This window comes from Streptomyces sp. YJ-C3, assembly GCF_053891275.1.
In genome coordinates this window covers 3,651,318-3,675,205 of the sequence record NZ_CM132685.1, presented here as the reverse complement: position 1 = coordinate 3,675,205, position 23,888 = coordinate 3,651,318, and the positions used below count along the sequence as shown (strand labels likewise).

The 23,888-nt window shown below is 71.7% G+C and carries 22 protein-coding genes; 9 read left to right on the top strand and 13 right to left on the bottom strand.

What is annotated here, in order from left to right:
• Window positions 1-48: 48 nt before the first annotated feature.
• Together ACVHNB_RS16165 and ACVHNB_RS16160 are read right to left on the bottom strand one after the other, a co-directional pair.
• Window positions 49-840 carry an MBL fold metallo-hydrolase gene (locus ACVHNB_RS16165; RefSeq protein ID WP_456228430.1) on the bottom strand — a complete coding sequence of 264 codons (792 nt, stop codon included), beginning with the start codon at window positions 838-840 and terminating at the stop codon, window positions 49-51.
• Between the two features lie 38 nt (window positions 841-878).
• Window positions 879-1,676 carry an alpha/beta hydrolase gene (locus tag ACVHNB_RS16160; RefSeq protein WP_456228429.1) on the bottom strand — a complete coding sequence of 266 codons (798 nt, stop codon included), beginning with the start codon at window positions 1,674-1,676 and terminating at the stop codon, window positions 879-881.
• A gap of 242 nt (window positions 1,677-1,918) precedes the next feature.
• Here ACVHNB_RS16160 and ACVHNB_RS16155 point away from each other — a divergent pair, with 242 nt between their 5' ends.
• Window positions 1,919-2,950, top strand: coding sequence for a helix-turn-helix domain-containing protein (locus ACVHNB_RS16155; protein WP_428950465.1), 1,032 nt, complete (start codon window positions 1,919-1,921; stop codon window positions 2,948-2,950).
• On the opposite strand, the gene ACVHNB_RS16150 is transcribed toward ACVHNB_RS16155, so the two are convergent.
• The 6 genes from ACVHNB_RS16150 to ACVHNB_RS16125 form a co-directional block, all read right to left on the bottom strand.
• On the bottom strand, window positions 2,890-3,915 hold the full coding sequence (locus ACVHNB_RS16150) for a LacI family DNA-binding transcriptional regulator (protein ID WP_428950466.1): 1,026 nt from the start codon (window positions 3,913-3,915) through the stop codon (window positions 2,890-2,892). The genes ACVHNB_RS16155 and ACVHNB_RS16150 overlap by 61 nt on opposite strands.
• Window positions 3,908-4,237 carry an L-rhamnose mutarotase gene (locus ACVHNB_RS16145; protein WP_456228428.1) on the bottom strand — a complete coding sequence of 110 codons (330 nt, stop codon included), beginning with the start codon at window positions 4,235-4,237 and terminating at the stop codon, window positions 3,908-3,910. Before ACVHNB_RS16145 ends, ACVHNB_RS16150 begins: the two co-directional genes overlap by 8 nt.
• Window positions 4,238-4,262: 25 nt before the next feature.
• Window positions 4,263-5,354, bottom strand: coding sequence for a rhamnose ABC transporter substrate-binding protein (rhaS, locus tag ACVHNB_RS16140; RefSeq protein WP_428950468.1), 1,092 nt, complete (start codon window positions 5,352-5,354; stop codon window positions 4,263-4,265).
• Window positions 5,355-5,411: 57 nt separating this feature from the next.
• The gene (locus ACVHNB_RS16135; protein ID WP_456228427.1) at window positions 5,412-6,437 is read right to left on the bottom strand and encodes an ABC transporter permease; all 1,026 of its coding nucleotides are present in this window, start codon (window positions 6,435-6,437) and stop codon (window positions 5,412-5,414) included.
• Window positions 6,430-7,485, bottom strand: a complete 1,056-nt coding sequence (locus tag ACVHNB_RS16130) for an ABC transporter permease (RefSeq protein ID WP_456228426.1) — start codon at window positions 7,483-7,485, stop codon at window positions 6,430-6,432. The genes ACVHNB_RS16135 and ACVHNB_RS16130 overlap by 8 nt, the downstream gene beginning before the upstream one ends.
• Window positions 7,486-7,594: 109 nt before the next feature.
• On the bottom strand, window positions 7,595-9,106 hold the full coding sequence (locus ACVHNB_RS16125; RefSeq protein ID WP_428950471.1) for a sugar ABC transporter ATP-binding protein: 1,512 nt from the start codon (window positions 9,104-9,106) through the stop codon (window positions 7,595-7,597).
• A gap of 363 nt (window positions 9,107-9,469) precedes the next feature.
• On the opposite strand from ACVHNB_RS16125, the gene rhaI reads away from it, so the two are divergent.
• The 7 genes from rhaI (at window position 9,470) to ACVHNB_RS16090 (ending at window position 18,459) form a co-directional block, all read left to right on the top strand.
• A complete protein-coding gene (rhaI, locus tag ACVHNB_RS16120) occupies window positions 9,470-10,636 on the top strand; it encodes an L-rhamnose isomerase (RefSeq protein WP_456228425.1) in 1,167 nt (388 codons plus the stop codon).
• A gap of 55 nt (window positions 10,637-10,691) precedes the next feature.
• Window positions 10,692-12,737, top strand: a complete 2,046-nt coding sequence (locus ACVHNB_RS16115) for a bifunctional aldolase/short-chain dehydrogenase (RefSeq protein ID WP_456228424.1) — start codon at window positions 10,692-10,694, stop codon at window positions 12,735-12,737.
• 128 nt (window positions 12,738-12,865) lie between these two features.
• Window positions 12,866-14,308, top strand: coding sequence for a rhamnulokinase (locus tag ACVHNB_RS16110; protein ID WP_456228423.1), 1,443 nt, complete (start codon window positions 12,866-12,868; stop codon window positions 14,306-14,308).
• A gap of 72 nt (window positions 14,309-14,380) precedes the next feature.
• Window positions 14,381-15,154: a (Fe-S)-binding protein gene (locus ACVHNB_RS16105; protein ID WP_456228422.1), complete on the top strand. Its 774-nt coding sequence runs from the start codon at window positions 14,381-14,383 to the stop codon at window positions 15,152-15,154.
• Entirely contained in the window at window positions 15,151-16,629 is a 1,479-nt protein-coding gene (locus ACVHNB_RS16100; protein WP_428950477.1) for a LutB/LldF family L-lactate oxidation iron-sulfur protein, read from the top strand. The genes ACVHNB_RS16105 and ACVHNB_RS16100 overlap by 4 nt, the downstream gene beginning before the upstream one ends.
• Entirely contained in the window at window positions 16,626-17,273 is a 648-nt protein-coding gene (locus ACVHNB_RS16095) for a LutC/YkgG family protein (RefSeq protein WP_428950478.1), read from the top strand. The genes ACVHNB_RS16100 and ACVHNB_RS16095 overlap by 4 nt, the downstream gene beginning before the upstream one ends.
• A gap of 22 nt (window positions 17,274-17,295) precedes the next feature.
• Window positions 17,296-18,459, top strand: a complete 1,164-nt coding sequence (locus ACVHNB_RS16090; protein ID WP_428950479.1) for an ABC transporter ATP-binding protein — start codon at window positions 17,296-17,298, stop codon at window positions 18,457-18,459.
• 56 nt (window positions 18,460-18,515) lie between these two features.
• Here ACVHNB_RS16090 and ACVHNB_RS16085 read toward each other — a convergent pair whose 3' ends face one another.
• The 5 genes from ACVHNB_RS16085 to ACVHNB_RS16065 form a co-directional block, all read right to left on the bottom strand.
• Window positions 18,516-19,031 carry a hypothetical protein gene (locus tag ACVHNB_RS16085; protein ID WP_428950480.1) on the bottom strand — a complete coding sequence of 172 codons (516 nt, stop codon included), beginning with the start codon at window positions 19,029-19,031 and terminating at the stop codon, window positions 18,516-18,518.
• Between the two features lie 92 nt (window positions 19,032-19,123).
• A complete protein-coding gene (locus tag ACVHNB_RS16080; RefSeq protein ID WP_428950481.1) occupies window positions 19,124-20,281 on the bottom strand; it encodes an NAD(P)/FAD-dependent oxidoreductase in 1,158 nt (385 codons plus the stop codon).
• Window positions 20,282-20,363: 82 nt separating this feature from the next.
• Window positions 20,364-21,314: an ABC transporter substrate-binding protein gene (locus tag ACVHNB_RS16075; protein ID WP_456228421.1), complete on the bottom strand. Its 951-nt coding sequence runs from the start codon at window positions 21,312-21,314 to the stop codon at window positions 20,364-20,366.
• Complete coding sequence (locus ACVHNB_RS16070; protein WP_456228420.1) at window positions 21,311-21,985, bottom strand: ABC transporter permease; 675 nt, start codon at window positions 21,983-21,985, stop codon at window positions 21,311-21,313. The genes ACVHNB_RS16075 and ACVHNB_RS16070 overlap by 4 nt, the downstream gene beginning before the upstream one ends.
• The gene (locus ACVHNB_RS16065) at window positions 21,982-22,674 is read right to left on the bottom strand and encodes an ABC transporter permease (protein ID WP_428957445.1); all 693 of its coding nucleotides are present in this window, start codon (window positions 22,672-22,674) and stop codon (window positions 21,982-21,984) included. Before ACVHNB_RS16065 ends, ACVHNB_RS16070 begins: the two co-directional genes overlap by 4 nt.
• Before the next feature lie 153 nt (window positions 22,675-22,827).
• Here ACVHNB_RS16065 and ACVHNB_RS16060 point away from each other — a divergent pair, with 153 nt between their 5' ends.
• A complete protein-coding gene (locus ACVHNB_RS16060) occupies window positions 22,828-23,793 on the top strand; it encodes a pirin family protein (RefSeq protein WP_428950484.1) in 966 nt (321 codons plus the stop codon).
• The last annotated feature ends 95 nt before the right edge of the window (window positions 23,794-23,888 follow it).

Below are 23,888 nucleotides of genomic sequence, written 5' to 3'. Positions count from 1 at the left end.
CGCGCAGCCGCCCGGCATGCGCACTCGGCGGACGAGAGCGCGCCGCCGTCAGACCGTCACCTCCTCGGCCGAGCCGGGCGGCAGCCAGACGATCTGTGCCCGTACGTCGGCGGGTGCCTTCGCCCACGCACCGGTCACCGCGCTGCGCCCTTCCCGGAAGTGCGACCACCCTTCGTAATGCACGGGGAGCACGGTGCGCGGCCGCAGTTCCCGGCACAGCTCCACGGCCCGGGCCGCCGTCAGCGTGTAACGGACCGGCCCGGTCTGCGGGAAGCGCACCCCGCCCAGGTGCAGCAGCGCGGTGCCCACGTCCTGGCGGCGGGCCAGCTCGCGCACGCCGCCGTACAGGACGGTGTCGCCGGAGATCCACAGCGTGCCGTGCCGCTGACCCTCCCAGCGCAGGGCGAAACCGGTGACGTCGCCGACGAGCGCGCGGGACAGCGGGGGTCCGTGCCGGGCGGGGGTGGCGGTGACCTCCACAGTGACCCGGTCCGGGGACGTCAGCCGCCGTGTCGTCCACGGCGCGAGACCGCGGGAGGTGCCGCCGAGGCGGCGAGCCCCGGACGGCGTCGTGAGCACGGTGCCGACCGTGGCCAGCAGGGCGCGGCCCGCCGTGTCGAGATTGTCGGCGTGCTGATCATGCGTGAGCAGCACAGCGTCCAGCGGCGGGAGTTCGGCGGCCCGCAGGGCGGGGCCCGCGGTCTTGCGGGAGGAGGTTCCCCAGCGGAACGGGTAGCGGCGGCCGGGCGGATCGAACGTCGGATCCGTCAGCAGCCGCCAGCCGGCCGCCTCGATCAGTGTGGTCGGACCGCCGATGTGGGTGACGCGGACCACGGTCATGCGCGGGCTCCTTCCCGATGCCCCGGGGCGGTCTGCTTCTACCGGGCGTGCGCGAGGGCCCAGTCGAGGGCGTGGTCGGCGACCTCCTCCCAGCCGGGGGCGGCGGGCAGCAGATGCGGCATGCCCGGGAACTCCTTCACCTCGGTGACCGAACTCGACTTGTAGTGACGGGCGTTGGACTGCTGCACCTTGGGCGGCATGAGATGGTCCTCGCCGCCGGAGACGAAGAGCAGCGGCGGCCGGGCGTCGTTGTGGTAGTCGACGTACGTGCTCTGGTGGCCGGGGCGGAGCGTGGCCAGGGCGCTGTCCCAGAAGATGGCGCCGGACGCGGGGATCGCGTACCGCTCGTACAGGAGCTTCGACTCCTGCTCGGAGAAGGTGTTGGTGAAGGCGTAGTGCCACTGCTCGGCGGTCAGCGCGACCGACCGGTGCCGGTTGGCGGGGTTGCGCAGCACGGGGAACGCGGCCTTGATCTGGCTCAGCGGCAGCACCGCGACGCCCTCCGTGGGGGCGGAGCAGATCGCCACCCCCGCCGCGCCGAGCCCCCGGTCGAGCAGCAGCTGCACGAACACGCCGCCGGCGGAGTGGCCGATCAGGACGGGCGGCTCGTCCAGGCCGCGCACCAGCGTCTCCAGCTTCTCGACGATCTGCTCGACGGTGACCTTCTCGATCGGCGCGGGGTCGGTGTTGAGCGCCTCGACCTCCGCTTCGAAGCCCGGATAGGCGGGGGCGAGGACCCGGTAGCCCCGCTTCTTGTAGTGCTCGGCCCACTGCTCCCAGCTGCGGGGCGTGACCCAGAAGCCGTGGATGAGGACGACGGTGTCAGGAGCGCTCATGGCGGGGTCCCTTCCTGGGGCTCGGTGGCGCGCCGGTGGAGGGGAGCATGACATGGGCCCGGGAGGCCCGATTGACCCTGCGCCACGGTCTGGCCCCTGTGTGCCGGAGCCTTTACGCGGCCCGGCCGACAGGAGCGCGTGTCCGCTACACGCAGCTTTGTCGAACATGCCCGCCCTGGCGGACACTGCCCTTCGAGGGGAGCGGCGGTGAGGGGACCGCCGCCACTGCCGTGGGGGGCTCCGTGCTCGTTCTCGACACCGACGACCTCGCCCCGGCGGACCGGTACGAGGCGCTGCGTTCCGTGGTGGCCCGGGAGGGCGGTGTCTCCACGGTCGAGGAGAGGGAACCGGCTGCCAGGATGCGCAAGCGGCTGGAGGTCTGGCACTTCGGGCCGCTCACCCTGTTCGACACGTACGGCACAGCGGTGCGCTTCGCGCGGCCGGTGCGCACGGCTCGTCGCGAACTGATGGACAACGTCTCGGTCATGACCCAGGCCGAGGGGTTCGGCACGGCCGCCTTCGGCTGCGACGGATTCCAACGACGTCTGGCGGGAGGGGGCGTGGGGCTGACACCGCACATGGTCGCCTCGCACGAGTACGCCTGGTCGGGCATCGGCCGGTCCGTGGCCTTCTCCGTCGGCCTGGCGCATCTGGGCCTGCCGGTGGACACCGTGCGGGCCGCGGTCCCGCTGCTGCAGCACAGCCCCGTCGAGTCGATGCTCCTGCACCAGATCCGCGAGCTGCGCAGACACGCGGACCGGCTGAGTGACGATCCCGCGGCGGACGCGCTCGCCGCCGCCACCGTGCATCTGACGCGGGCCCTGATCGTGTCGGTCGCCGGCCGGGACCGTCTGCGCCGGGCCGTCGCCGAGGAGACGCTGTTCACCCGGATCCTGGCGTATGTACGGGCACACCTGCGCGAGCCCGACCTCGCGCCGCAGCGCATCGCCTGGGCGCACGGCATCTCCGTGCGCACCCTCTACCGGCTGTGCGAGCAGGAGGGGCTGAGTCTGGAGAGCTGGATCATCCAGCGCAGACTGGAGGGTGCGCGGGCCGACCTGGCCTCCCCCGGCCAGGCTCATCGCACGATCGGTGCCATCGCCCGCTCCTGGGGTTTCGTCCACCCCGCCCATTTCACCCGCCGGTTCCACCGGGCCTACGGCAGTACGCCGAGTCAGTGGCGGCACGGTTCGGCGAAGCGGGCGGGGGCCGCTCAGCCCAGCGCCCTGCTCGATCCCCGTACCACCAGCTCCGGCCGCAGCACGACGTGTTGATGCCGGTGCTCGGCGGCGCGCTCCCCCGTCTCCTGGAGGAGCAGTTCCGCCGCGATGGCTCCCAGGGTCAGGGCGGGCTGCCGGACCGAGGTGAGCGGGACCGTGGCCGCCGCGGCGAACTCGATGTCGTCGTAGCCCACGATGGACATGTCGTCGGGGACCTTGACCCCGGCCGCGTACAGGGCCTGCAGGACGCCGAGGGCGAGCAGATCGTTGGCGCAGAAGACGGCCGTGGGGCGCTGTGCGAGGCCGAGGAGGCGGGCGCCCGCGTCGCGGCCCGCGGCCACGTCGAGCCGCTCGGTGGGCAGTTCGCGCAGCAGGTCCTCGGACAGGCCCGCCTCGGCGAGTGCCTTGAGGGCGCCCTCGCGGCGGTCCTGCACCTGTCTGAGGTGCGCCGGGCCGCTGACGAAGGCGAGGGCGCGGTGTCCTCCGGCGACGAGGTGGCGGACGGCCAGCGCGCCGCCCGACACGTCGTCGACGGAGACCGAGCAGCCTTCCTCGTCGCCTGCGACGCGGTCCACGACGACGTACGGAATGCCGTGCCGGCGGAAGTCGCGCAGCGTCGCGCCGCTCGGGTCGGCCGGGGTGATCAGGGCGCCGCGCACCCGCTGTTCGGCGAAGAGCGAGAGGTACTCGGCCTCCTCGGACGGGTTCTGCGCGCTGTTGCAGACCATGACGCCGAGCCCGGCGTCGCGGGCGGCCCGCTCGGCGCCGCGCGCGACGTCCACGAAGAACGGGTTGCCCATGTCGAGGACGAGCAGCGCCATGATGCGGCTGTGCCCGGCGCGCAACTGGCGGGCGTACTCGCTGCGTACGTAGCCGAGGCGGGCGATGACCTGCTGGACGTGGCGCCGGGTCGGTTCGGAGACGCGGTGGGGTTGGTTGAGGACGTTGGAGACGGTGCCCACGGAGACTCCGGCTGCGTGGGCCACGTCCTTGATGCCGACCGTCGCGCGCTCACGCAAGGTGGAAGACCTCGGTGAGCGGGCGCATCGCGGCGTCCGGGGCCTGCCCGGCCAACTCCTCGAAGAAGTCGGCCATATGGGCCTGCCAGCGGGCGTTGACTTCGGTGGCGTCCATGGCGGCGCGCGCGGCGTCGAAGTCCTCCGTCTCCAGGTAGCCGACGAGCAGGCCGTCCTCGCGCAGGAAGAGCGAGTAGTTGTGCCAGCCGCTCGCGGTCAGGGCCTCCCGCATCTCGCGCCACACGTCCTGGTGGCGCGCGCGGTACTCGTCGATGCGGTCGGCTCTGACCTTCAGCAGGAAACAGACGCGCTGCGGGTCCGTCATGTCGCCTCTCCCGTCTCCTCGCGGATCAGAACTGGAACTGGTCGATGTTCGACTTGTCGAAGACGGTCGGCTTGCCGAGGGAGACGACGCCGTCCTTGCCGATGGTGAACTCGCCCATGTCGCCGGCCTTGTACTTCTCGCCCTCCTTGCCGGTGATCTGGCCGGACTCCAGGGCGACGGCGGTGTGCGCGGCGAGCGCGCCCAGCTTGGCCGGGTCCCACAGCTCGAACGCCTCGACGGTGCCGTTCTTGACGTAGGCGCGCATGTCGTTCGGGGTGCCGAGGCCGGTGAGCTTGACCTTGCCCTTGTACTTCGAGCCCGACAGGTACTGGGCGGCGGCCTTGATGCCGACGGTGGTCGGGGAGATGATCCCCTTGAGCTTCGGGTGCTCCTGGAGGAGGCCCTGGGTCTGCTGGAACGACTTCTGGGCGTCGTCGTCCCCGTAGGCGGTCGTGACGAGCTTGATGTCCTTGTACTCGGGCTTCTTCAGCTCGTCCTTCATGTAGTCGATCCAGGTGTTCTGGTTGGTGGCCGTCTGGGCCGCCGAGAGGATCGCGATCTCGCCCTTGTTGCCGATCTGCTTGGCCATCTGCTGCACCTGGGTGCGGCCGAGGTCCTCGGCGCTGGCCTGCGAGACGAAGACATTGCGGCAGTCGGCCTTGGTGTCGGAGTCGTACGTGACGATGCTGACGCCGTTCTTCATGGCCTGCTTCAGGGCGGTGCACAGGGCGCCCGGGTCCTGCGCGGACACGGCGATGGCGTCGGCCTGCTGCTGGGTGAGGGTGTTGACGTAGGAGACCTGACCGGAGGTGTCGGTACCGCTGCTGGTGCCGACCTCCTTGTACGTCGAACCGAGCTCCTGGAGCGCCTTCTTGCCGCCGTTGTCGGAGGTGGTGAAGTACGGGTTGTTGACCTGCTTGGGCAGGAAGGCGACCGTGAGGCCCTTCTTGGTGGCCGCGTTCGGGTCGGCCTTGCCCGCGGCGTTGGACTTGGCCGCTTCCTTGTTGGCGTCGTCCTTGGTGGTGCCGCCGCAGGCGGTGGCGCCGATGACGAGGGCGGTGGTGACGGCGAGCGCGGCGGTGAGTCGGCGGGTTCTGGCGGTGACGGTCCGGGACATGGCGGTTCCTTCGGTGGTGGGCTGTGCGGGACGGTGCGGGGATCTGGGGGCGCGCGCTCAGGAGGCGGCGGGTGCCGGTGGTGGTGCGGCCGTGTCGGGGGTGCGGCGGCGGGCCCTGGTCTGCGCGATCTGGCGGCCGACGCGGGGCGCGAGCACGGAGATGACCAGGAGGACGCCGGTGACGACGATCTGGGACTGGGCGGAGACGTTCAGCAGGCTCATCACGTTCCGCAGCGAGCCGAGGAGGAAGACGCCCGCGACGGCGCCGCCGAGGGTGCCCTTGCCGCCGTCGAAGTCGATGCCGCCGAGCAGGACGGCCGCGATGACGGACAGTTCGAGGCCGGTGGCGTTGTCGTAGCGGGCGCTGGCGTAGTGCAGGGCCCAGAACACGCCGGTGAGCGCGGACAGCAGGCCGGTCGTGACGAACATGGACAGCTTGAGCCGCTTGACGCGGACGCCTGAGAACCGGGCGGCCTCCTCGCTGGCGCCGATCGCGAAGAGCGAGCGGCCGACGCGGGTGGCGTGCAGGACGACGACGGCGATGGCGAGCAGCACGAGGAACGGCAGCGCCGCGTACGGCAGGAACGTGTCGCCGAACCGGCCGGCGCCGAAGTCCAGGTACTGCGCGGGGAAGTCGGTGACCGAGTCGGAGCCGAGCACGATCTGGGCGATGCCCCGGTAGGCGGCCATGGTGCCGATGGTGACGGCGAGGGACGGCAGGCCGAGGCGGGTCACGAGCAGCCCGTTGACCAGGCCGCAGACGAGGCCGAGCACCAGGCACAGCGGGATGATCGTCTCGATGGTCATGCCCTGGTTCCACAGGGCGCCCATGACGGCTCCGGACAGGCCGGCCGTGGAGCCCACGGACAGGTCGACCTCGCCGGAGACGACCAGCATCGTCATCGGCAGGGCGATCAGGGCGATGGGCAGGGTGTTGCCGATCAGGAACGAGATGTTGAGCGCGTTGCCGAAGTTGTCGACGAACGAGAACGAGCAGAGCAGCAGCACGATCAGCAGGGCACCGACGGCGGTGTCCCAGCGCACGGCGCCGCCGAGGCGTGACGTCTTCTTGAGATCAGGCATGGCGGGCGCTCCTCATCTGTGCGGCCTGCTTGCGCAGGACTGCGGCGACCCGCAGGGCCAGGATCCGGTCGACGGCGATGGCGAGCAGCAGCAGGATGCCGTTGATGGCGGTGACCCAGACGGAGCTGACGCCGATCGCCGGCAGGACGCTGTTGATGGACGTCAGCAGCAGAGCGCCGAGGGCCGCGCCGTAGACGGTGCCGGAGCCGCCGGTGAAGGCGACGCCGCCGACCACGACGGCGCTGACGACGGTGAGTTCGTAGCCGTTGCCGGTGGCGGAGTCGACGTTGCCGAAGCGGGCGAGGTAGAGGGCGCCCGCGAGTCCGGCGAGCGCGCCGCACAGGACGTACGCGGTCATGATGCGCTTGCGGACGGGCACGCCAGCGAGGGTGGCCGCCTCGGGGCTGGAGCCGAGCGCGTACATGTCGCGGCCGCTGCGGTAGCTGCGCAGGTAGTAGCCGACGCAGAGGAGTACGGCGACGGCGAGGAGCGCCAGGTAGGGCACGATCCAGATGCCGTCGTGGCCGAAGTCGACGAAGGGGTCCGGCAGGTCGGCGGCGACGATCTGCTGCGATCCGACCCAGATGGAGTCGATGCCGCGCACCACGTACAGGGTGCCGAGCGTGACGACGAGGGCGGGGACCTTGCCGAGGCTGACGAGCGCGCCGTTCAGGACGCCGAACAGGGCGCCGATCGCGACGGCGTAGACCACGGCGATCAGTGAACTGCCGCCGCCCTGGAGGTAGTCGCCCGCGGCGAAGGCGGAGATGCCGAGTACGGAGCCGACGGACAGGTCGACGTTGCGGGTGATGACGACGACGGCCTGGCCGGTGGCGACGAGGACCAGGATGGTGGCGTTCAGGAGGAGGTCCTTGACGCCCTGCTCGGACAGGAACTCCGTGTTGGACAGCTCGGTCGCGAGGAGCATCAGGACGAGCACACCGGCCACGGCGAGTTCGCGGGCCTTGAACACCTTGTCGATGAGCCGCCGTCCGGCGGTGGCTTCCGGTGCGGCGTCTTCCCGCACGGATGGGGCGGTAACGGTCATGATCCAGCCACCTCAAGGGACCTCAGGGGCGCGGGGACTTGCGCGAGCAACCACACACGGCGTGCGGCCGCCGACGAACGAGCGACAATCAACGGCGAAAGGGCGATCATCAGGCGCCCCTCCCCGTGGCCGCGGCCATCACGGACTCCTCGTTCGCGGCGGAGCGGCTCAGCTCCGCCGTGAGCCGTCCCTCGTGCATGACGAGCACCCGGTCGGCCATGCCGAGGATCTCGGGCAGGTCGGACGAGATCATCAGGACGGCGACGCCCTCGGCGGCGAGCGACGACAGCAGCCGGTGCACCTCGGCCTTGGTGCCGACGTCGATGCCGCGCGTCGGCTCGTCGACGATGAGGACCTGCGGCCCGGTGGCGAGCCACTTGGCGAGGACGACCTTCTGCTGGTTGCCGCCGGACAGGGTGCCGACGACGTCGGCGAGGCGCGCGTACTTCACCTGGAGCTTGACGGACCAGTCCAGGGAGCGGCTGCGCTCGGCCCTGCGGTTCATCAGGCCGGCCCGGCTGGTGTCGGCGAAGCCGGTGAGGCCGATGTTGCGCTCGATGGACATGTCCATCACCAGGCCCTGGGCACGCCGGTCCTCGGGGACGAGGGCGAGGCCCGCGTGCATGGCGAGGCTCGGGGCGCCGGGCTTGAGCTTCGTGCCGAGCACCTCGACCTCACCGCCGTCGAACCGGTCGACACCGAACACGGCGCGGGCGACCTCGCTGCGGCCGGCCCCCACCAGACCGGCCAGGCCCACGATCTCGCCGCGCCGCACCTCGAAGGAGACGTCGGTGAAGACGCCCTCGCGGGTCAGCCGGCGCACGCTCAGGGCCACGTCACCGATCTCGGTGTCCTGCTTGGGGTAGAGCTCGTCGAGGTCGCGGCCGACCATCCGGCGCACCAGGTCGTCCTCGGTCAGGCCGTCGAGCGGTTCGCTGGCGACCCAGCCGCCGTCGCGCAGGGTGGTGACGCGCTGGCACAGCCCGAAGATCTCCTCTAGGCGGTGCGAGATGAACAGCACGGCCGCGCCCTGTTCGCGCAGCGTACGGACGACGCCGAACAGGCGGGCCACCTCGCTGCCGGTGAGCGCGGCGGTCGGCTCGTCCATGATCAGCACACGGGCGTCGAAGGAGAGGGCCTTGGCGATCTCGACGAGCTGCTGGTCGGCGATGGACAGGCCGCGGGCCGGCTGGTCCGGGTCGAGCTCGACGCCGAGCCGGGCGAACAGGTCGGCCGTGGCCTGCTTGACGGCGCGGTGGTCGACGCGGCCGAGCGAGCGGCGCGGCTGGCGCCCCATGAAGATGTTCTCGGCGATCGACAGGTCGGGGAAGAGCGTGGGCTCCTGGTAGATGACGGCGACGCCGGCGTCCCGGGCGTCGGCGGGGCCGTGGAACTCCACCGGCGCGCCGTCGAGCAGGACCGTGCCGGTGTCGGGACGGTGCACCCCGGCGAGGGCCTTGATCAGGGTCGACTTCCCTGCGCCGTTCTCACCGGCGAGGGCGTGCGCCTCTCCGGCGTACAGGCGCAGGCTGACGCCGCGCAGGGCGCGCACGGCACCGAAGGACTTGCTCACCCCCTCCAGCGCGAGGACCGGAGTGGTCTCCGGTTCAGGATGCGTCATTGCATGTCTCCGTGAGTGTGCAGGGGTGGACGGACCGTGCCGAGCGCACGAGAGCCACTGAGGGCGCCGGGCGGATCACCGGCGTGAAATGTTTCAGTGAAGTTGCCCGGAAGCTAGCTCCGTCCCTCCGGAGAGGTCAAGGGGCCGGAGTGAAGCCGAATCACCGGGCTGCGCCGAATCGCCCGCTTCGCCCGCCCCCGGCATCGCGTGAACTGCGAGGAAAAAGCGGGGAAGACCGCACGCGGCGAGGTAACAGCACGATTGCGTAACGCACTTGACCTCGTGCCGGACCCCTTGACGGCCGGATCGCCCGGGGCTAACTTCCCCAGCGAAGTGAATCGATTCACGCACTCAGAGGTGAACATGCCTGACATCGCTGCCGTGAAGGCCGCACTCGCCGATCAGCGGATCGAGACGCCGTCCTGGGGCTACGGCAACTCCGGCACCCGGTTCAAGGTGTTCGCCCAGGCCGGCGTGCCGCGCACCCCCCAGGAGAAGCTCGACGACGCCGCCAAGGTGCACGAGTTCACCGGCATCGCCCCCAAGGTGGCGCTGCACATCCCGTGGGACACCGTCGACGACTACGCAGCCCTCGCCGCCTACGCGAAGGAGCGCGGCCTCGAACTCGGCACGGTCAACTCCAACACCTTCCAGGACGACGACTACAAGCTGGGCAGCGTCTGCCACCCGGACCCGAAGGTGCGGCGCAAGGCCGTCGGCCACCTCCTGGAGTGCGTCGACATCATGGACGCCACCGGGTCGAAGGACCTGAAGCTGTGGCTCGCCGACGGCACCAACTACCCGGGCCAGGACGACATCGTGGCCCGCCAGGACCGGCTGGCCGAGTCCCTCGCGGCGGTGTACGAGCGGCTCGCCGACGACCAGCGGCTGCTCCTGGAGTACAAGCTGTTCGAGCCGGCCTTCTACACGACGGACGTGCCGGACTGGGGCACGTCGTACCTCCAGTGCCTGAAGCTGGGCGAGCGGGCGCAGGTCGTGGTGGACACCGGGCACCACGCGCCCGGCACCAACATCGAGTTCATCGTGGCGCTGCTGCTGCGCGAGGGGAGGCTCGGCGGCTTCGACTTCAACTCCCGCTTCTACGCCGACGACGACCTGATGGTGGGATCCGCGGACCCCTTCCAGCTGTTCCGCATCCTGCACGAGGTCGCCAAGAACGGCGGCTTCGACGCGGCGACGAACGTGGCGTTCATGCTCGACCAGTGCCACAACATCGAGGCGAAGATCCCGGCGGTCATCCGCTCCGTGACGAACGTGCAGGAGGCCACGGCCAAGGCGCTCCTCGTCGACCGCGACGCCCTGACCGCCGCGCAGCGCGAGGGCGACGTCCTCACCGCCAACGCGGTCCTCATGGACGCCTACAACACCGACGTGCGCCCGCTGCTGCGCGAACTGCGCGAGGAGCAGGGCCTGGCCCCTGACCCCGTCGCCGCCTACCACGCGTCCGGGTGGCAGGAGCGGATCGTGGCCGAGCGGGTGGGCGGCGAGCAGGCCGGCTGGGGGGCGTGACCGCAGTCCCTCCCGCAGTCGACACCCGCTCACCGAACTCGCAAAGGAACCCGTCATGACCTCCGCCACCCCTCCCGAAGTCGCCGCGCTGCTGGCGCGCTCGAACCGCCTGGGCGCCGATCCCCGCAACACCAACTACGCGGGCGGCAACACCTCCGCCAAGGGCACCGACACCGACCCGGTGACCGGTGCGGACGTCGAGCTGATGTGGGTCAAGGGCTCGGGCGGCGACCTGGGCACGCTCACCGCGGCCGGGCTCGCCGCCCTGCGCCTGGACCGCCTGCGGGCGCTCACCGAGGTGTACCCGGGGGTGGAGCGCGAGGACGAGATGGTCGCCGCGTTCGACTACTGCCTGCACGGCAAGGGCGGCGCCGCGCCGTCCATCGACACCGCGATGCACGGTCTGGTGGACGCCGCCCACGTCGACCACCTGCACCCCGACTCCGGGATCGCGCTCGCCTGCGCCGCCGACGGTGAGAAGCTGACCGCCGAGTGCTTCGGCGACAAGGTCGCGTGGGTGCCGTGGCGGCGGCCCGGCTTCCAGCTCGGGCTCGACATCGCCGCACTCAAGGCCGCCCACCCCGAGGCCATCGGCTGCGTGCTGGGCGGTCACGGCATCACCGCGTGGGGCGACACCGCCGAGGAGTGCGAGGCGAACTCGCTGTTCATCATCCGGACCGCGGAGACGTTCCTCGCCGAGCGCGGCAAGACCGAGCCGTTCGGTCCGGTCGTCGAGGGGTACGCGGCCCTGAGCGGGGCCGAGCGCAGGGCGCGCGCCGCCGAGCTCGCTCCGGTGATCCGGGGCCTGGCCTCCTTCGACCGGCCACAGGTCGGGCACTTCGACGACTCCGAGACCGTCCTCGACTTCCTGGCGAGCGCCGAGCACCCGCGCCTCGCCGCCCTCGGCACCTCCTGCCCCGACCACTTCCTGCGCACCAAGGTCCGCCCGCTGGTCCTCGACCTGCCACCGTCGGCCGGCCTCGACACGGCCGTCGCCCGGCTGAAGGAGCTGCACGCCGAGTACCGCGAGGAGTACGCCGCCTACTACGCGCGGCACGCCACGCCCGACTCCCCCGCGATGCGCGGCGCGGACCCGGCGATCGTGCTCGTCCCGGGTGTCGGCATGTTCAGCTTCGGCAAGGACAAGCAGACGGCGCGGGTCGCGGGCGAGTTCTACCTGAACGCGATCAACGTGATGCGGGGCGCCGAGGCCGTCTCCACGTACGCGCCCATCGAGGAGTCCGAGAAGTTCCGCATCGAGTACTGGGAGCTGGAGGAGGCCAAGCTGCGGCGGATGCCGAAGCCCAAGGCGCTCGCCACGCGCGTGGCGCTGGTGACGGGCGCGGGCAGCGGCATCGGCAGGGCCATCGCGCACCGCCTCTCCGCGGAGGGCGCCTGCGTCGTGGTCGCCGACCTCAACGCCGAGGGCGCGGCCACGGTCGCCGAGGAACTGGGCGGCGCGGACAAGGCCGTGGCGGTCACCGTCGACGTCACGTCGGAGGAGCAGATCGCCGAGGCCTTCCGGGCCGCGGCGCTCGCCTTCGGCGGGGTCGACCTGGTCGTCAACAACGCCGGCATCTCCATCTCCAAGCCGCTGCTGGAGACGACGGCGAAGGACTGGGACCTCCAGCACGACATCATGGCGCGCGGCTCCTTCCTCGTCTCGCGCGAGGCGGCCCGCGTCATGCGGCAGCAGAGCATGGGCGGCGACATCGTCTACATCGCCTCCAAGAACGCCGTCTTCGCCGGCCCCAACAACGTCGCCTACTCGGCCACCAAGGCCGATCAGGCCCACCAAGTACGCCTTCTCGCAGCGGAGTTGGGCGGCGACGGCATCCGCGTCAACGGCGTCAACCCGGACGGTGTCGTGCGCGGCTCCGGCATCTTCGCGGGCGGCTGGGGCGCGCAGCGCGCGGCGACGTACGGCATCGAGGAGGAGAAGCTGGGCGAGTTCTACGCCCAGCGGACCCTGCTCAAGCGCGAGGTCCTCCCGGAGCATGTCGCCAACGCCGTGTTCGCCCTCACGGGCGGGGAGCTGACCCACACGACGGGCCTGCACGTCCCGGTGGACGCGGGGGTGGCGGCGGCGTTCTTGCGCTGACCGGGGACACCCGGGGCGCCGGATGACCGGCGCCCCGCAAGGGGCGCGGGGATCTGCGCGACCAGCCCACGACGACCCGCCCCCGGCGACACACCCCCAACCCGCAACGGCGCAAAGGCGAAACCTCCATGCCCACCACCCCCTACGCCGCGATAGACCTGGGCGCATCGAGCGGCCGAGTCATCACGGCCCAGGTCACCCCGACCACGCTGAACCTCAGCGAAGCGCACCGGTTCCCCAACCGACCGGTGAACGCCGGAGGCCACCTGCACTGGGACGTCCTCGCCCTGTACGCGGGCATCCTGGACGGCCTGCGCAAGGCCGGTCAGGTCCGGTCCGTCGGCATCGACAGCTGGGCCGTCGACCACGGGCTCCTCGACGCGGACGGCGCGCTCCTCGGCAACCCGTTCCACTACCGCGACACCCGCACGGACCACATCGCCGAGAAGGTCTGGGCGAGCGTGCCGCCGCAGGAGCTGTACGCCACGACCGGCCTCCAGTACGCCCCGTTCAACACCCTGTACCAGCTCGCGGCGGCCCGCGACACCGCTCAACTCCGTTCGGCACAGCGGCTGTTGCTGATCCCGGACCTGCTCACGTACTGGCTGACCGGGCAGCAGGGCACCGAGCTGACGAACGCCTCCACCACCCAGCTCATCGATCCCCGCACGGGTGACTGGGCGCGGGACGTCGCGGCCCGCACCGGCATCGACCTGGGCCTGTTCGCGCCGCTGCGCCGCCCCGGCGACCCGGCCGGCGAGCTGCTCCCCCGCGTCCTCGACGAGACCGGCCTGACCGGTCCCGTTCCGGTGACGACCGTGGCCTCCCACGACACCGCGTCCGCGGTCGCCGCGGTCCCTGCCACCGGGGAGAACTTCGCGTACATCTGCACCGGCACCTGGTCACTCGCGGGTCTCGAACTCGACGCCCCCGTCCTGACCGAGGAGAGCCGCGCCGCGAACTTCACGAACGAGCTCGGCATCGACGGCACGGTCCGCTACCTGCGCAACATCATGGGCCTGTGGCTGCTCCAGGAGTGCCAACGCGCCTGGGACGAGACCGACTTGGCGGAGCTCCTGGACGAGGCCGCGCGGGCCACCGCGCTGCGCTCGGTCGTCGATGCGGGCGACGCCGCGTTCCTCGCCCCCGGCGACATGCCGGACCGGATCGCGGCCGCCTGCCGCGCCACCGGCCAGCCCGAGCCGCGCACCCGCGCCGAGACGACGCGCTGCATCCTCGACTCGCTCGCCCTCGCCCACCGCCGGGCCGTCGAGGAGGCGGCCCGCCTCGCCGACCGGCCGGTCGACGTCGTGCACATCGTCGGCGGCGGGGCCCGTAACGCCCTGCTGTGCCAACTGACCGCGGACGCCTGCGGACTGCCGGTCGTGGCGGGCCCCGCGGAGGCCGCCGCGCTCGGCAACGTCCTCGTGCAGGCGCGCGCCGACGGAGTCCTCGGCGACCGCGCGGCGATGCGCCGACTGGTCGCCGACAGCCAGCCGCTGACGCGCTACGCGCCGCGCGGCGACCGTGCCCGGTGGACGGCGGCCGCGGCCCGTGTCACCACCCCGTGACCCGAACCCCGGTACGACGTACCCTGCACCCATCCGATGATCGAGCCGAATCGACCGACCGAAGGGGCCACGATGCGTGTCGCGCTCTTCCTGACGTGTGTCAACGACACGCTCTACCCGGACACCGGACGTGCCGTGGTGAAACTGCTGACCAGACTGGGCGTGGAAGTGGACTTCCCGGCCGCCCAGACCTGCTGCGGACAGGCCCACTACAACACCGGCTACCGGCACGAGGCCGAGCCGCTGGCCCGCCACTTCTCCGATGTCTTCGGGCCGGGGATCGGCACGGGTGATTACGACGCCATCATCACGCCGTCCGGTTCGTGCGCGGCGATGGTGCGTGAGCTGTACCCCCGGATGGGCGAGCGGGCCCGCGCGGAGGGCCGCGGCGACGGCCTCGCGACGACGCTCGCGCCGGTCGTCCCGAAGACGTACGAACTGACGGAGTTCCTGGTGGACGTGCTCGGCGTCACCGACGTCGGCGCGTACTACCCGCACAAGGTGACGTACCACCCGACGTGCCACGGTCTGCGCTCTCTGGGCCTCGGCGACCGCCCCACCCAACTGCTCCGTGCCGTCAAGGGACTTGAGCTGGTGGAGCTGCCGGGCGCGCAGGAGTGCTGCGGCTTCGGCGGCACCTTCGCCGTGAAGAACTCCGATGTCTCGTCGGCGATGGGCGCCGACAAGGTGCGCAACGCCGAGTCGACGGGCGCGGACGTGCTGTGCGCCGCCGACAACTCGTGCCTGATGCACATCGGCGGCACGATGAGCCGTCTGCACACGGCGCTCCGGCCGGTCCACATCGCGGAGATCCTGGCGAGCACGGAAGAGGAGCCCCTGGCATGAGCGGTACGTATCTCGGGATGCCGGCCTTCCCGAAGGCCGCGCACGACGCCGTACGGAACACGACGCTGCGCGCCAATCTGCGGCACGCCACCCACACCATCCGCGACAAGCGCGCCCGCGCCGTCGCCGAACTGGACGACTGGGCGCGGCTGCGCGAGGCGGGCAAACAGATCAAGGACCACACGCTGCGCCATCTGGAGCACTACCTGGTCCAGTTGGAGGAGGCGGTGACGGCGGCGGGCGGCACCGTCCACTGGGCCGCCGACGCCGACGAGGCCAACCGCATCGTCACCCGGCTCGTCCGCGAGACGGGCGAGACCGAAGTGGTCAAGGTCAAGTCGATGGCCACGCAGGAGATCGGCCTCAACGAAGCCCTCGAGGAAGCCGGCATCGCCGCCTACGAGACCGACCTCGCCGAGCTCATCGTGCAACTCGGCGACGACCGCCCCTCGCACATCCTGGTCCCGGCGATCCACCGCAACCGCGGCGAGATCCGCGACATCTTCGAGCGGAAGATGGGCAGTTGGGGCCGGCCGGCTCCGGACGGACTCACCGACACTCCCGCCGAACTGGCCGAGGCGGCCCGCCTTCACCTGCGCGAGAAGTTCCTGCGCGCCAAGGTCGGCATCTCCGGGGCGAACTTCATGGTCGCCGAGACCGGCACCCTCGTCGTCGTCGAGTCCGAGGGCAACGGCCGCATGTGCCTGACCCTGCCCGAGACCCTGATCTCCGTCGTCGGCATCGAGAAGGCCGTGCCCACCTGGCAGGACCTGGAGGTCTTCCTCCAGACGCTCCCCCGCTCCTCCACCGCCGAGCGCATGAACCCGTACACGTCGACGTGGACCGGCACCACCGACTCCGACGGCCCGCGGACGTTCCACCTGGTGCTGCTCGACAACGGCCGCACCGACACCCTCGCCGACGAGGTGGGCCGCCAGGCCCTGCGCTGCATCCGCTGCTCGGCGTGCCTCAACGTCTGCCCGGTGTACGAGCGGGCGGGCGGGCACGCCTACGGCTCGGTCTACCCGGGCCCGATCGGCGCCATCCTCAGCCCGCAGCTGCGCGGCACCGGGAGCGAGATCGACGCGTCGCTGCCGTACGCGTCGTCGCTGTGCGGCGCCTGCTACGAGGTGTGCCCGGTCGCCATCGACATCCCCGAGGTGCTGGTGCATCTGCGGGAGCGGGTCGTCCAGGGCGGCGAGGTGACCCGGCGCGGCGCGAAGGTGACGCTGAAACCGGCGAAGGGGCACGCGGCGGAGCGGGCCGCGATGCGCGCGGCCCGCTGGGCGTTCACCCACCCGGCCGCACTCGGCACCGGCCAGCGCCTGGCCTCGCGGACCCGCCGCTTCCATCCGCGCACGGTGCCGGGCCCCGGCCGCGCGTGGACGGCCACCCGGGATCTGCCGACGGTGCCGGCGGAACCGTTCCGCGACTGGTGGCAGCGGACGAACGGCGGAAAGGGCGGAGCGAAGTGAGCAGCAGGGACGTGATCCTGGGCCGGGTACGACGGGCGCTCGGGGGCCCGGCGGGGGCCCCGGCGACGTACGACACCGATATCGACCGGAGCTATCTGCGCGAGCACGGCGACCGCACGGTCGAGCAGACGGTGGATCTGCTGGCGGAGAATCTGGCGGACTACCGGGCGATCGTGCACCGGTGCACCGGCGCGGAACTGCCTCAGACGGTCATGCGGCTGCTGGCCGCGCACGGCTCGCAGACGGTGGTCGTGCCGCCGGAGCTTCCCGTGGAGTGGCTGGCCGCGGCCGATCCCACGCGGATCCAGGACCGCGCGGCGCACACCCCCGCCGAACTCGACGAGGTCGACAGCGTCGTCACCGCCTGCGCGGTCGCCGTCGCCGAGACCGGCACGATCGTCCTCGACGGCTCCCCCGACCAGGGCCGCCGCCGCATCACCCTCGTCCCCGACCACCACATCTGCGTCGTCCGCGTCCCCGGCCAGGTCGTCTCCTCGGTCCCTCAGGCCCTCGAACGGCTCGATCCGACGCGCCCCCTGACGTGGATCTCGGGCCCGTCCGCGACCAGCGACATCGAGCTGGACCGGGTCGAGGGGGTGCACGGTCCGCGCACGCTGGAGGTGGTGCTGGTGAGCGAGGAGTGAGACGCGCGGTTAGCGTGAGCTCATGATCCGGTTCGACCAAGTCACCAAGCGGTACGCGGACGGCACCACGGCGGTCGACGACCTCTCCTTCGAGGTCGCCGAGGGCGAACTGGTCACGCTCGTCGGCCCGTCCGGCTGCGGCAAGACCACGACGATGATGATGGTCAACCGGCTCATCGAGCCGACGTCCGGCCGTATCTACGTCGAGGGCGAGGACATCGCGTCCGTCGATCCGGTCAAGCTGCGCAGGCGCATCGGCTACGTCATCCAGCAGGTCGGCCTCTTCCCGCACCGCACCATCCTCGACAACACGGCGACCGTCCCGGCCCTGATCGGCTGGAAGAAGCCGAAGGCGCGGGCGCGCGCCGCGGAGCTGCTCGATCTGGTGGGCCTGGACCCGAAGACGTACGGCAGCCGCTATCCGGAACAGCTGTCGGGCGGTCAGCGCCAGCGGGTGGGCGTGGCCCGGGCGCTGGCCGCGGATCCGCCGGTCCTGCTGATGGACGAACCGTTCGGCGCGGTCGACCCGGTGGTGCGCGAGCAGCTGCAGGACGAGTTCCTGCGGATGCAGGCGGCGGTGCGCAAGACGGTCCTGCTGGTCACGCACGACATCGAGGAGGCGGTCCGGCTCGGCGACCGGATCGCGGTGTACGGGCAGGGGCGCATCGAGCAGTTCGACACCCCGGGCGCGGTGCTGGGCACCCCCGCGACGCCGTACGTCGCCGAGTTCGTCGGCGCGGACCGCGGGCTCAAGCGGCTGTCGGTGACCGAGATCGAGGCGGACGACCTGGAACAGCCGTCGGTGGCCCGGCTCGACGAGTCCGCCGCGCAGGCCGCGGCCCGGATGCGTGAGGAGGCGGTCCGCTGGGCCGTGGTCCTGGACGCACAGGGCGATCTGCACGGCTGGGTCGGGATCGACGAGGTCACGCTGGCCGGGCCGGACGGCCGGGTCGCCGATCTGGCGCACCGGATGAACGCGTGGGTGCCGATCGGCGCCCCGCTCAAGCAGGCGTTCGGCGTGATGCTCCAGCACGACGCCGGCTGGGTGGCGGTCCTGGACGGCTCGCGCTTCCTCGGCGTCCTCACCCCGGCGAAGCTGCACGAGGCGCTGCGCCGGTCGGTCGACGCGGACGCACAGGGGGTCGGCCGCGACGAGGTGGAGTTCGACTCGGTCGCCGACGCCTGACTCGTTCCCGCCGCCCACTGCCACTGTCACTGCTGCGAAGGGGGGCCAGAAGATGACTACGTCTCATCCAGTGCGGCGGCAGCCGCATCCACGGTGGGCCTGATCAGCCGTATGTACGCACGCAGGGTCTCCTGGAACTCGCGACGGTTCTCCCGGCACACGTTCTGGGCCAGGGCCGCCAGAGCGGTGCTGAGCGTCCCCGACATGATCAACAAGTTCGACGCCGCGACCTCGACGGCGGACGGGCCTTCCAGACCGATCAGCGTCACGGCCCGACGCAGGTGCTGATGCCGGTCGCGGTGAGCGTCCAGTGCGGCTTCGCACTCGGTCGTCGCCAGACCGTCGATGCCTCGAAGCCCGTCGGCGACGGACTGAGCCCGCTCGATGAGGTCCAGGTAGGCGGCCCGCCGAGTCTGCCGGATGCCTTCGCGACGCTGCGCGTCCACCGTGGCACCGACCTGGATCCGCGCAGCGGTCGCATTGCCCCTGCTGGTCAACCAACTGGCCAGCGAGCTGGCCGCGATCGCCGTCACACCAGTGAGACCAGCCACGAGCAACGAGGTGTCAGACACGCCGACGAGTCTCTCCAAGAAGACGACGCGTCGGCCACCGCTTCCGCACCGATTCCCTGTCCGACCGACGGCACGACCCGATGAGCCTCACCCTAAGGTGCAGATTGAGGCCTGGGGCGCCAGTGGTTCATGGCGCGCAAGTTCTCGTCCTGTACGTCGCTGGGGACGGTCCGGTCCGGCCGGTACGCGGCGAGGTCGGCGACGGGCCGTCCGGTGGCGATCTCCTGCGCGGCGAGCCGGCCGAGCACCGGCGCGAGGGTGACCGCGCTGTGCGAGACGAGGTGGTAGAGACCGGGCGCCCCCGCGGCCACTCCCACCAGCGGCAGCCCGTCGGAGGGCACGGGCCGCACCCCGATGCGCGCGTCCTCGATCCGGGCCCGCGCCAGGCCGGGGACAACGGCTTCGGCGCGCCGGTGCAGTTCCTGCGGGAGGCCGCGGGCCGCGCCGTCGAGTCGTGCGTCGACCTCCCAGGACAGGGCCAGCACGCCCCCGCCCGGGGTGGGCCGCAGGTCGATGTCGGGGGCGGCGACGATCGCGGTCAGCGGCTCCCCCGGCAGCGGGTCCGTCTCGGTGACTAGACCCGGGACCTGACGCAGGGGCAGCCGGACCCCGGCGAACCCGGCGATCCGGTCGGCCGCGGGCCCGGCGCAGTTGACGACGACATCGGCGCTCCAGGAGCGCGCCCCCGCCACGACGCCGGTGATCCGCCCGTCCGCCCGCGTCAGACCGGTGACGGCCACCCCGTAGTGTGTCTCGGCGCCGTGCCGCACGGCGTCGTCGAGCAGGGCGTGCACGAAGCGCGGCGCGTCGAACCAGGCCGTGTTCTCGTGCACCACGACCTCGTCGGCACCGCAGGCGGCCGGGTCCACGGCCGGCGCCAGCTCGCTCAGCACGGACGGCGGGGCGAGGCGGCACTCGTGGCCCCAGCCCCGGGCGCGCAGGGCCCGTTCGCGCAGCGCCCGGTGCGCGTCGTCGCCGTCGGCCCACTGCAGGAGCGGCGCCGGGTGCCGCCAGGCCGGGCCGCCGAGCGCCTCGGACAGGAGGCGGTGCTCCTCGGAGCCCTGCCGGTTCAGCCGGTAGTACGCGTACGGGGTCTTGAGGTGGGTCACGTCCGCCGAGAACGTGGCGCCGGAGGTGCCGCTCGCGGGCCGGGCCCGCTCCACGACGACGACACGGACGCCCGCGCGGGCGAGATGACGGCTGACGCAGGCGCCGAGCACGCCCGCGCCGACGACGACGGCTGAGGTCATGGACGATCCTGTCCGGACGGGTCGGGGCGGGGGGCGTTCCACCTTCCCGCGATCCAGCCCCCGCACACCCTCCCGTATCGGCCTACTTCAGGAGTCCCTTGTCCTCCAGGTACGTCCTGGCGACGTCCTCGGGAAGCCGCCGCCAGCTGTCGACCTGCTGGTTCAGGGAGGCCAGATCCTCCGTGGTCAGTACGGAGTTGAGGGCCCCGAGGGCCGCGGCGACCTTGGCGCTGCCCGCCCGTGACCGGTTCACGACGGGCACGATGTAGTCGGCGTTCTGCAGATGCTTGTCGTCGTCGAGGAGGACGAGGCCGAAGTCGGCCAGGGTCGCGTCGGTGGACGTGGTCAGCACCATCTGGTCCTGCCCGCTCTGCACGGCCTTCTTGGACTGGGTGGTGCCGACGCCCTTCGGGTCGACGCCGGTGATGTCGATGCCGTAGACCTTCTTCAGCCCCGGTTCGCAGTAGGGCCGCTGGACGCATTCGTCACCGGCGGCGAGCCGTACCTCGAGGCCCGACGCGCCCAGATCGCTGAGGGTCTTGAGGTGATGCCGCGCGGCGTAGGACCGGGCGACGGCGAACGCGTTCTGGTCGACGGCCTTGCCGGCGTCGAGGACCACGAGGCCCCGCGGCCGGGCCAGTCCCCGCAGCGCCTTCATGGTGGCGTCCAGGTCGGGCGAGCCGACGGGATCGGCGTCGGCCCCGTTGGTCTTGGCGTTAAGCCAGTCGGCGAAGGTGGCCGCGTATTCCGGGACAACGTCGATCTGGCCGGATTCCAGGGCGGGTTCGTACAGCTCCCGGTTGGCGACGGACAGGATCTCGGTCCCGTAGCCGGCGTTCTTCAGCAGCAGCGCGTACATGGTGGCGAGCAGGTCGCTCTCGGTGAACCCGGCGGATCCGATGACGAGGTGCTTGCTGTCGCCGGGCGGCGCCGTCACCTCGCCCTGGTTCTCCAGGGACGGCCCGCTGGAACACCCGGCGACGAGCAGCACGAGCCCCAGCAGCGCCGCCGGTCCGCGCAGTCGCGCCCTCATCCGGCCCTCCCCCGCGCCCAGGACGGCGCGAGCCGCTCGGCGATCTCGAAGAGTCCCTCGACGACGAGGGCGAACACGGCGACGAGCACGGCGCCGGCGACCACCTGCGGTGTGCTGGCGAGGTTGAACCCGGCGGTGATGATGCGTCCGAGGCCGCCGCCGCCCGCGAGGGCGGCGATGGTGGCGGTGGCGACGAGTTGCACGGCCGCGATCCGTACCCCGTTGAGGATCATGGGCAGCGCGAGCGGCGCCTCGACCCGCAGCAGCATCTGCCGCCCGGTCATGCCCATGCCCCGCGCGGCCCGGACGACTTCCCGGTCGACGCCGCGCATGCCCACGTACGCGTTGGTGAGCAGCGGCGGCACGGCGAACAGGACGAGGGCGACGACGGTCGGCCCTTCGCCGTAGTTCCCCAGCGGCGTGAGCAGCAGGAGCACGAGGACGGCGAAGGTGGGCACGGCCCGTCCGACGTTGGAGATGTTCACGGCGAGTGCCCCGCCCTTGCCCAGGTGCCCGAGCACCAGGGCGATGGGCAGGGCGATCAGGCAGCTGATGACCAGGCACACGAGCGTGAGCACGAGGTGCTGGGTGAGCCGGTGCCAGATGCCGTCGTCGCCGGACCAGTGCGACGGGTCGCTGAGCCAGTCCCAGGCGTCGGTGAGGGTCTTCACGCGCGGCTCGCTCTCGTCCAGGGGGTGAGCAGCCGGCCCACGCCCAGCAGCACCAGATCGGCGGCGATGGCGATGACGACGCAGAGCACAGAGGCGGTCAGTACCTGCGCCTTGAAGTACGTGTTCATCCCGGCGTAGATCAGGTTCCCGAGGCCCCCGTAGCCGACGATGGCGCCGACGGTCACCAGGGACACGGCCGACACGGTCGCGATGCGCAGCCCGGCCATGGCGGCGGGCAGGGCGAGGGGCAGCTCCACGGTGAGCAGCAGCCGGATCGGCCCGTATCCCATACCGCGCGCGGCCTGCCGGGTCTCCTCGGGCACGGCGCGCAGCCCGGCGAGGATGTTCCGCACGAGCAGGGTCAGCGAGTACAGCACGAGGCCGGCGACGACGAGCGTGGCGGAGAGCCCGTAGGCGGGCAGCAGCAACGAGAACATGGCCAGCGACGGGATCGTGTACAGCACGGTGGTCAGGGCGAGCACGGGCCCGGCGGCCCACCCCCACCGTCGCGCGACGACGGCGAGCGGTACGGCGATGACGAGGGCGATCGCGACGGCGACGAGGGTGATCTGCAGATGCTGCACGACGGCGTCGACGAGGATGTGCCGGCGCGTGCTCAGGTACTCGCCGCAGATCCAGTCGTTGCGGGCGAGGCAGTCGTCCGGCGGTGTGTCCGGCACCGCGGTCACGAGGGGCACTCGTCCATTCCAGTGGCAGGGACGGCGCGGGGCGCGCTGGGATGACCCGTACGGGCGGCAGGCGCACCGGGCGCGCGCCGTCCGACGGGGCGACTTCCGGCCTCGGGCCTGACGGGACACGGCGGCGGGACTAGGTTGTCCGACATGAGCAATCTTGATCGCGAGGCGGTGCCCTCCGTGTGCGGCGGACGGGGCTTCGTCGTGGCGGAACCGGTACGGGAACTCCTCAGCCCGCGCAGGGTGAAGCTGGGCGGGTCCACGGAGGTGCGCCGGCTGCTCCCGAATCTGGGCCGGCGCATGGTGGGGGCCTGGGCCTTCGTCGATCACTACGGCCCCGACGACATCGCCGACGAGCCCGGCATGCAGGTGCCGCCCCACCCGCACATGGGGCTGCAGACGGTGAGCTGGCTGCACGACGGCGAGGTGCTGCACCGCGACAGCACGGGCAGCCTGCAGACGATCCGCCCCCGCGAACTCGGTCTCATGACGTCGGGCCGGGCGATCTCCCACTCCGAGGAGAGCCCGAAGTCCCACGCCCGCTTCCTGCACGGCGCGCAGCTGTGGGTGGCGCTTCCCGACGCCCACCGCCACACGGACCCGCACTTCGAGCACCACGCAGATCTGCCGACGGTGACGGCCCCCGGTCTGACCGCGACGGTCGTCCTCGGCTCGCTGGACGGGGCGTCCTCCCCCGGCACCACGTACACCCCGATCGTCGGCGCGGACCTGGCCCTGGCCCACGGCGCCGACGTCCGCGTCCCCCTGGACCCCGACTTCGAGTACGCGGCCTTGTCGATGTCCGGCGAGTCCCACGTCGACGGCGTCCCGCTGCTCCCCGGCTCGATGCTCTACCTCGGCTGCGGCCGCACCGAACTCCCGGTCCGGGCGGCGTCGGACGCGGGCCTGATGCTGCTGGGCGGCGAGCCGTTCGAGGAGGAGCTGGTGATGTGGTGGAACTTCATCGGCAGGTCGCAGGACGAGATCACGCAGGCGCGGGAGGACTGGATGAGTGGGTCGCGATTTGGGGATGTGAAGGGGTACGACGGAGGGCGGTTGGATGCGCCTGAGCTGCCGCCTGTGCCGCTTAAACCGCGAGGTCGGGTGCGCTGAACGGGCTGTTCTCGGCGCACTCCACGTGAAGTCGGACGAGCAGCAAAGTCGACTCACCTGACTTCCCTCCCACGCGATCGTAAACGCTTCTCGGA

Excerpts from the sequence above, each read along its gene's own strand:
- ACVHNB_RS16165 (WP_456228430.1), bottom strand. The coding sequence starts at position 840 with ATGACCGTGGTCCGCGTCACCCACATCGGCGGTCCGACCACACTGATC.
- ACVHNB_RS16160 (WP_456228429.1), bottom strand. The coding sequence starts at position 1,676 with ATGAGCGCTCCTGACACCGTCGTCCTCATCCACGGCTTCTGGGTCACG.
- ACVHNB_RS16145 (WP_456228428.1), bottom strand. The coding sequence starts at position 4,237 with ATGACGGACCCGCAGCGCGTCTGTTTCCTGCTGAAGGTCAGAGCCGAC.
- rhaS (WP_428950468.1), bottom strand. The coding sequence starts at position 5,354 with ATGTCCCGGACCGTCACCGCCAGAACCCGCCGACTCACCGCCGCGCTC.
- ACVHNB_RS16135 (WP_456228427.1), bottom strand. The coding sequence starts at position 6,437 with ATGCCTGATCTCAAGAAGACGTCACGCCTCGGCGGCGCCGTGCGCTGG.
- ACVHNB_RS16130 (WP_456228426.1), bottom strand. The coding sequence starts at position 7,485 with ATGACCGTTACCGCCCCATCCGTGCGGGAAGACGCCGCACCGGAAGCC.
- ACVHNB_RS16125 (WP_428950471.1), bottom strand. The coding sequence starts at position 9,106 with ATGACGCATCCTGAACCGGAGACCACTCCGGTCCTCGCGCTGGAGGGG.
- rhaI (WP_456228425.1), top strand. The coding sequence starts at position 9,470 with ATGCCTGACATCGCTGCCGTGAAGGCCGCACTCGCCGATCAGCGGATC.
- ACVHNB_RS16115 (WP_456228424.1), top strand. The coding sequence starts at position 10,692 with ATGACCTCCGCCACCCCTCCCGAAGTCGCCGCGCTGCTGGCGCGCTCG.
- ACVHNB_RS16110 (WP_456228423.1), top strand. The coding sequence starts at position 12,866 with ATGCCCACCACCCCCTACGCCGCGATAGACCTGGGCGCATCGAGCGGC.
- ACVHNB_RS16105 (WP_456228422.1), top strand. The coding sequence starts at position 14,381 with ATGCGTGTCGCGCTCTTCCTGACGTGTGTCAACGACACGCTCTACCCG.
- ACVHNB_RS16100 (WP_428950477.1), top strand. The coding sequence starts at position 15,151 with ATGAGCGGTACGTATCTCGGGATGCCGGCCTTCCCGAAGGCCGCGCAC.
- ACVHNB_RS16090 (WP_428950479.1), top strand. The coding sequence starts at position 17,296 with ATGATCCGGTTCGACCAAGTCACCAAGCGGTACGCGGACGGCACCACG.
- ACVHNB_RS16080 (WP_428950481.1), bottom strand. The coding sequence starts at position 20,281 with ATGACCTCAGCCGTCGTCGTCGGCGCGGGCGTGCTCGGCGCCTGCGTC.
- ACVHNB_RS16075 (WP_456228421.1), bottom strand. The coding sequence starts at position 21,314 with ATGAGGGCGCGACTGCGCGGACCGGCGGCGCTGCTGGGGCTCGTGCTG.
- ACVHNB_RS16060 (WP_428950484.1), top strand. The coding sequence starts at position 22,828 with ATGAGCAATCTTGATCGCGAGGCGGTGCCCTCCGTGTGCGGCGGACGG.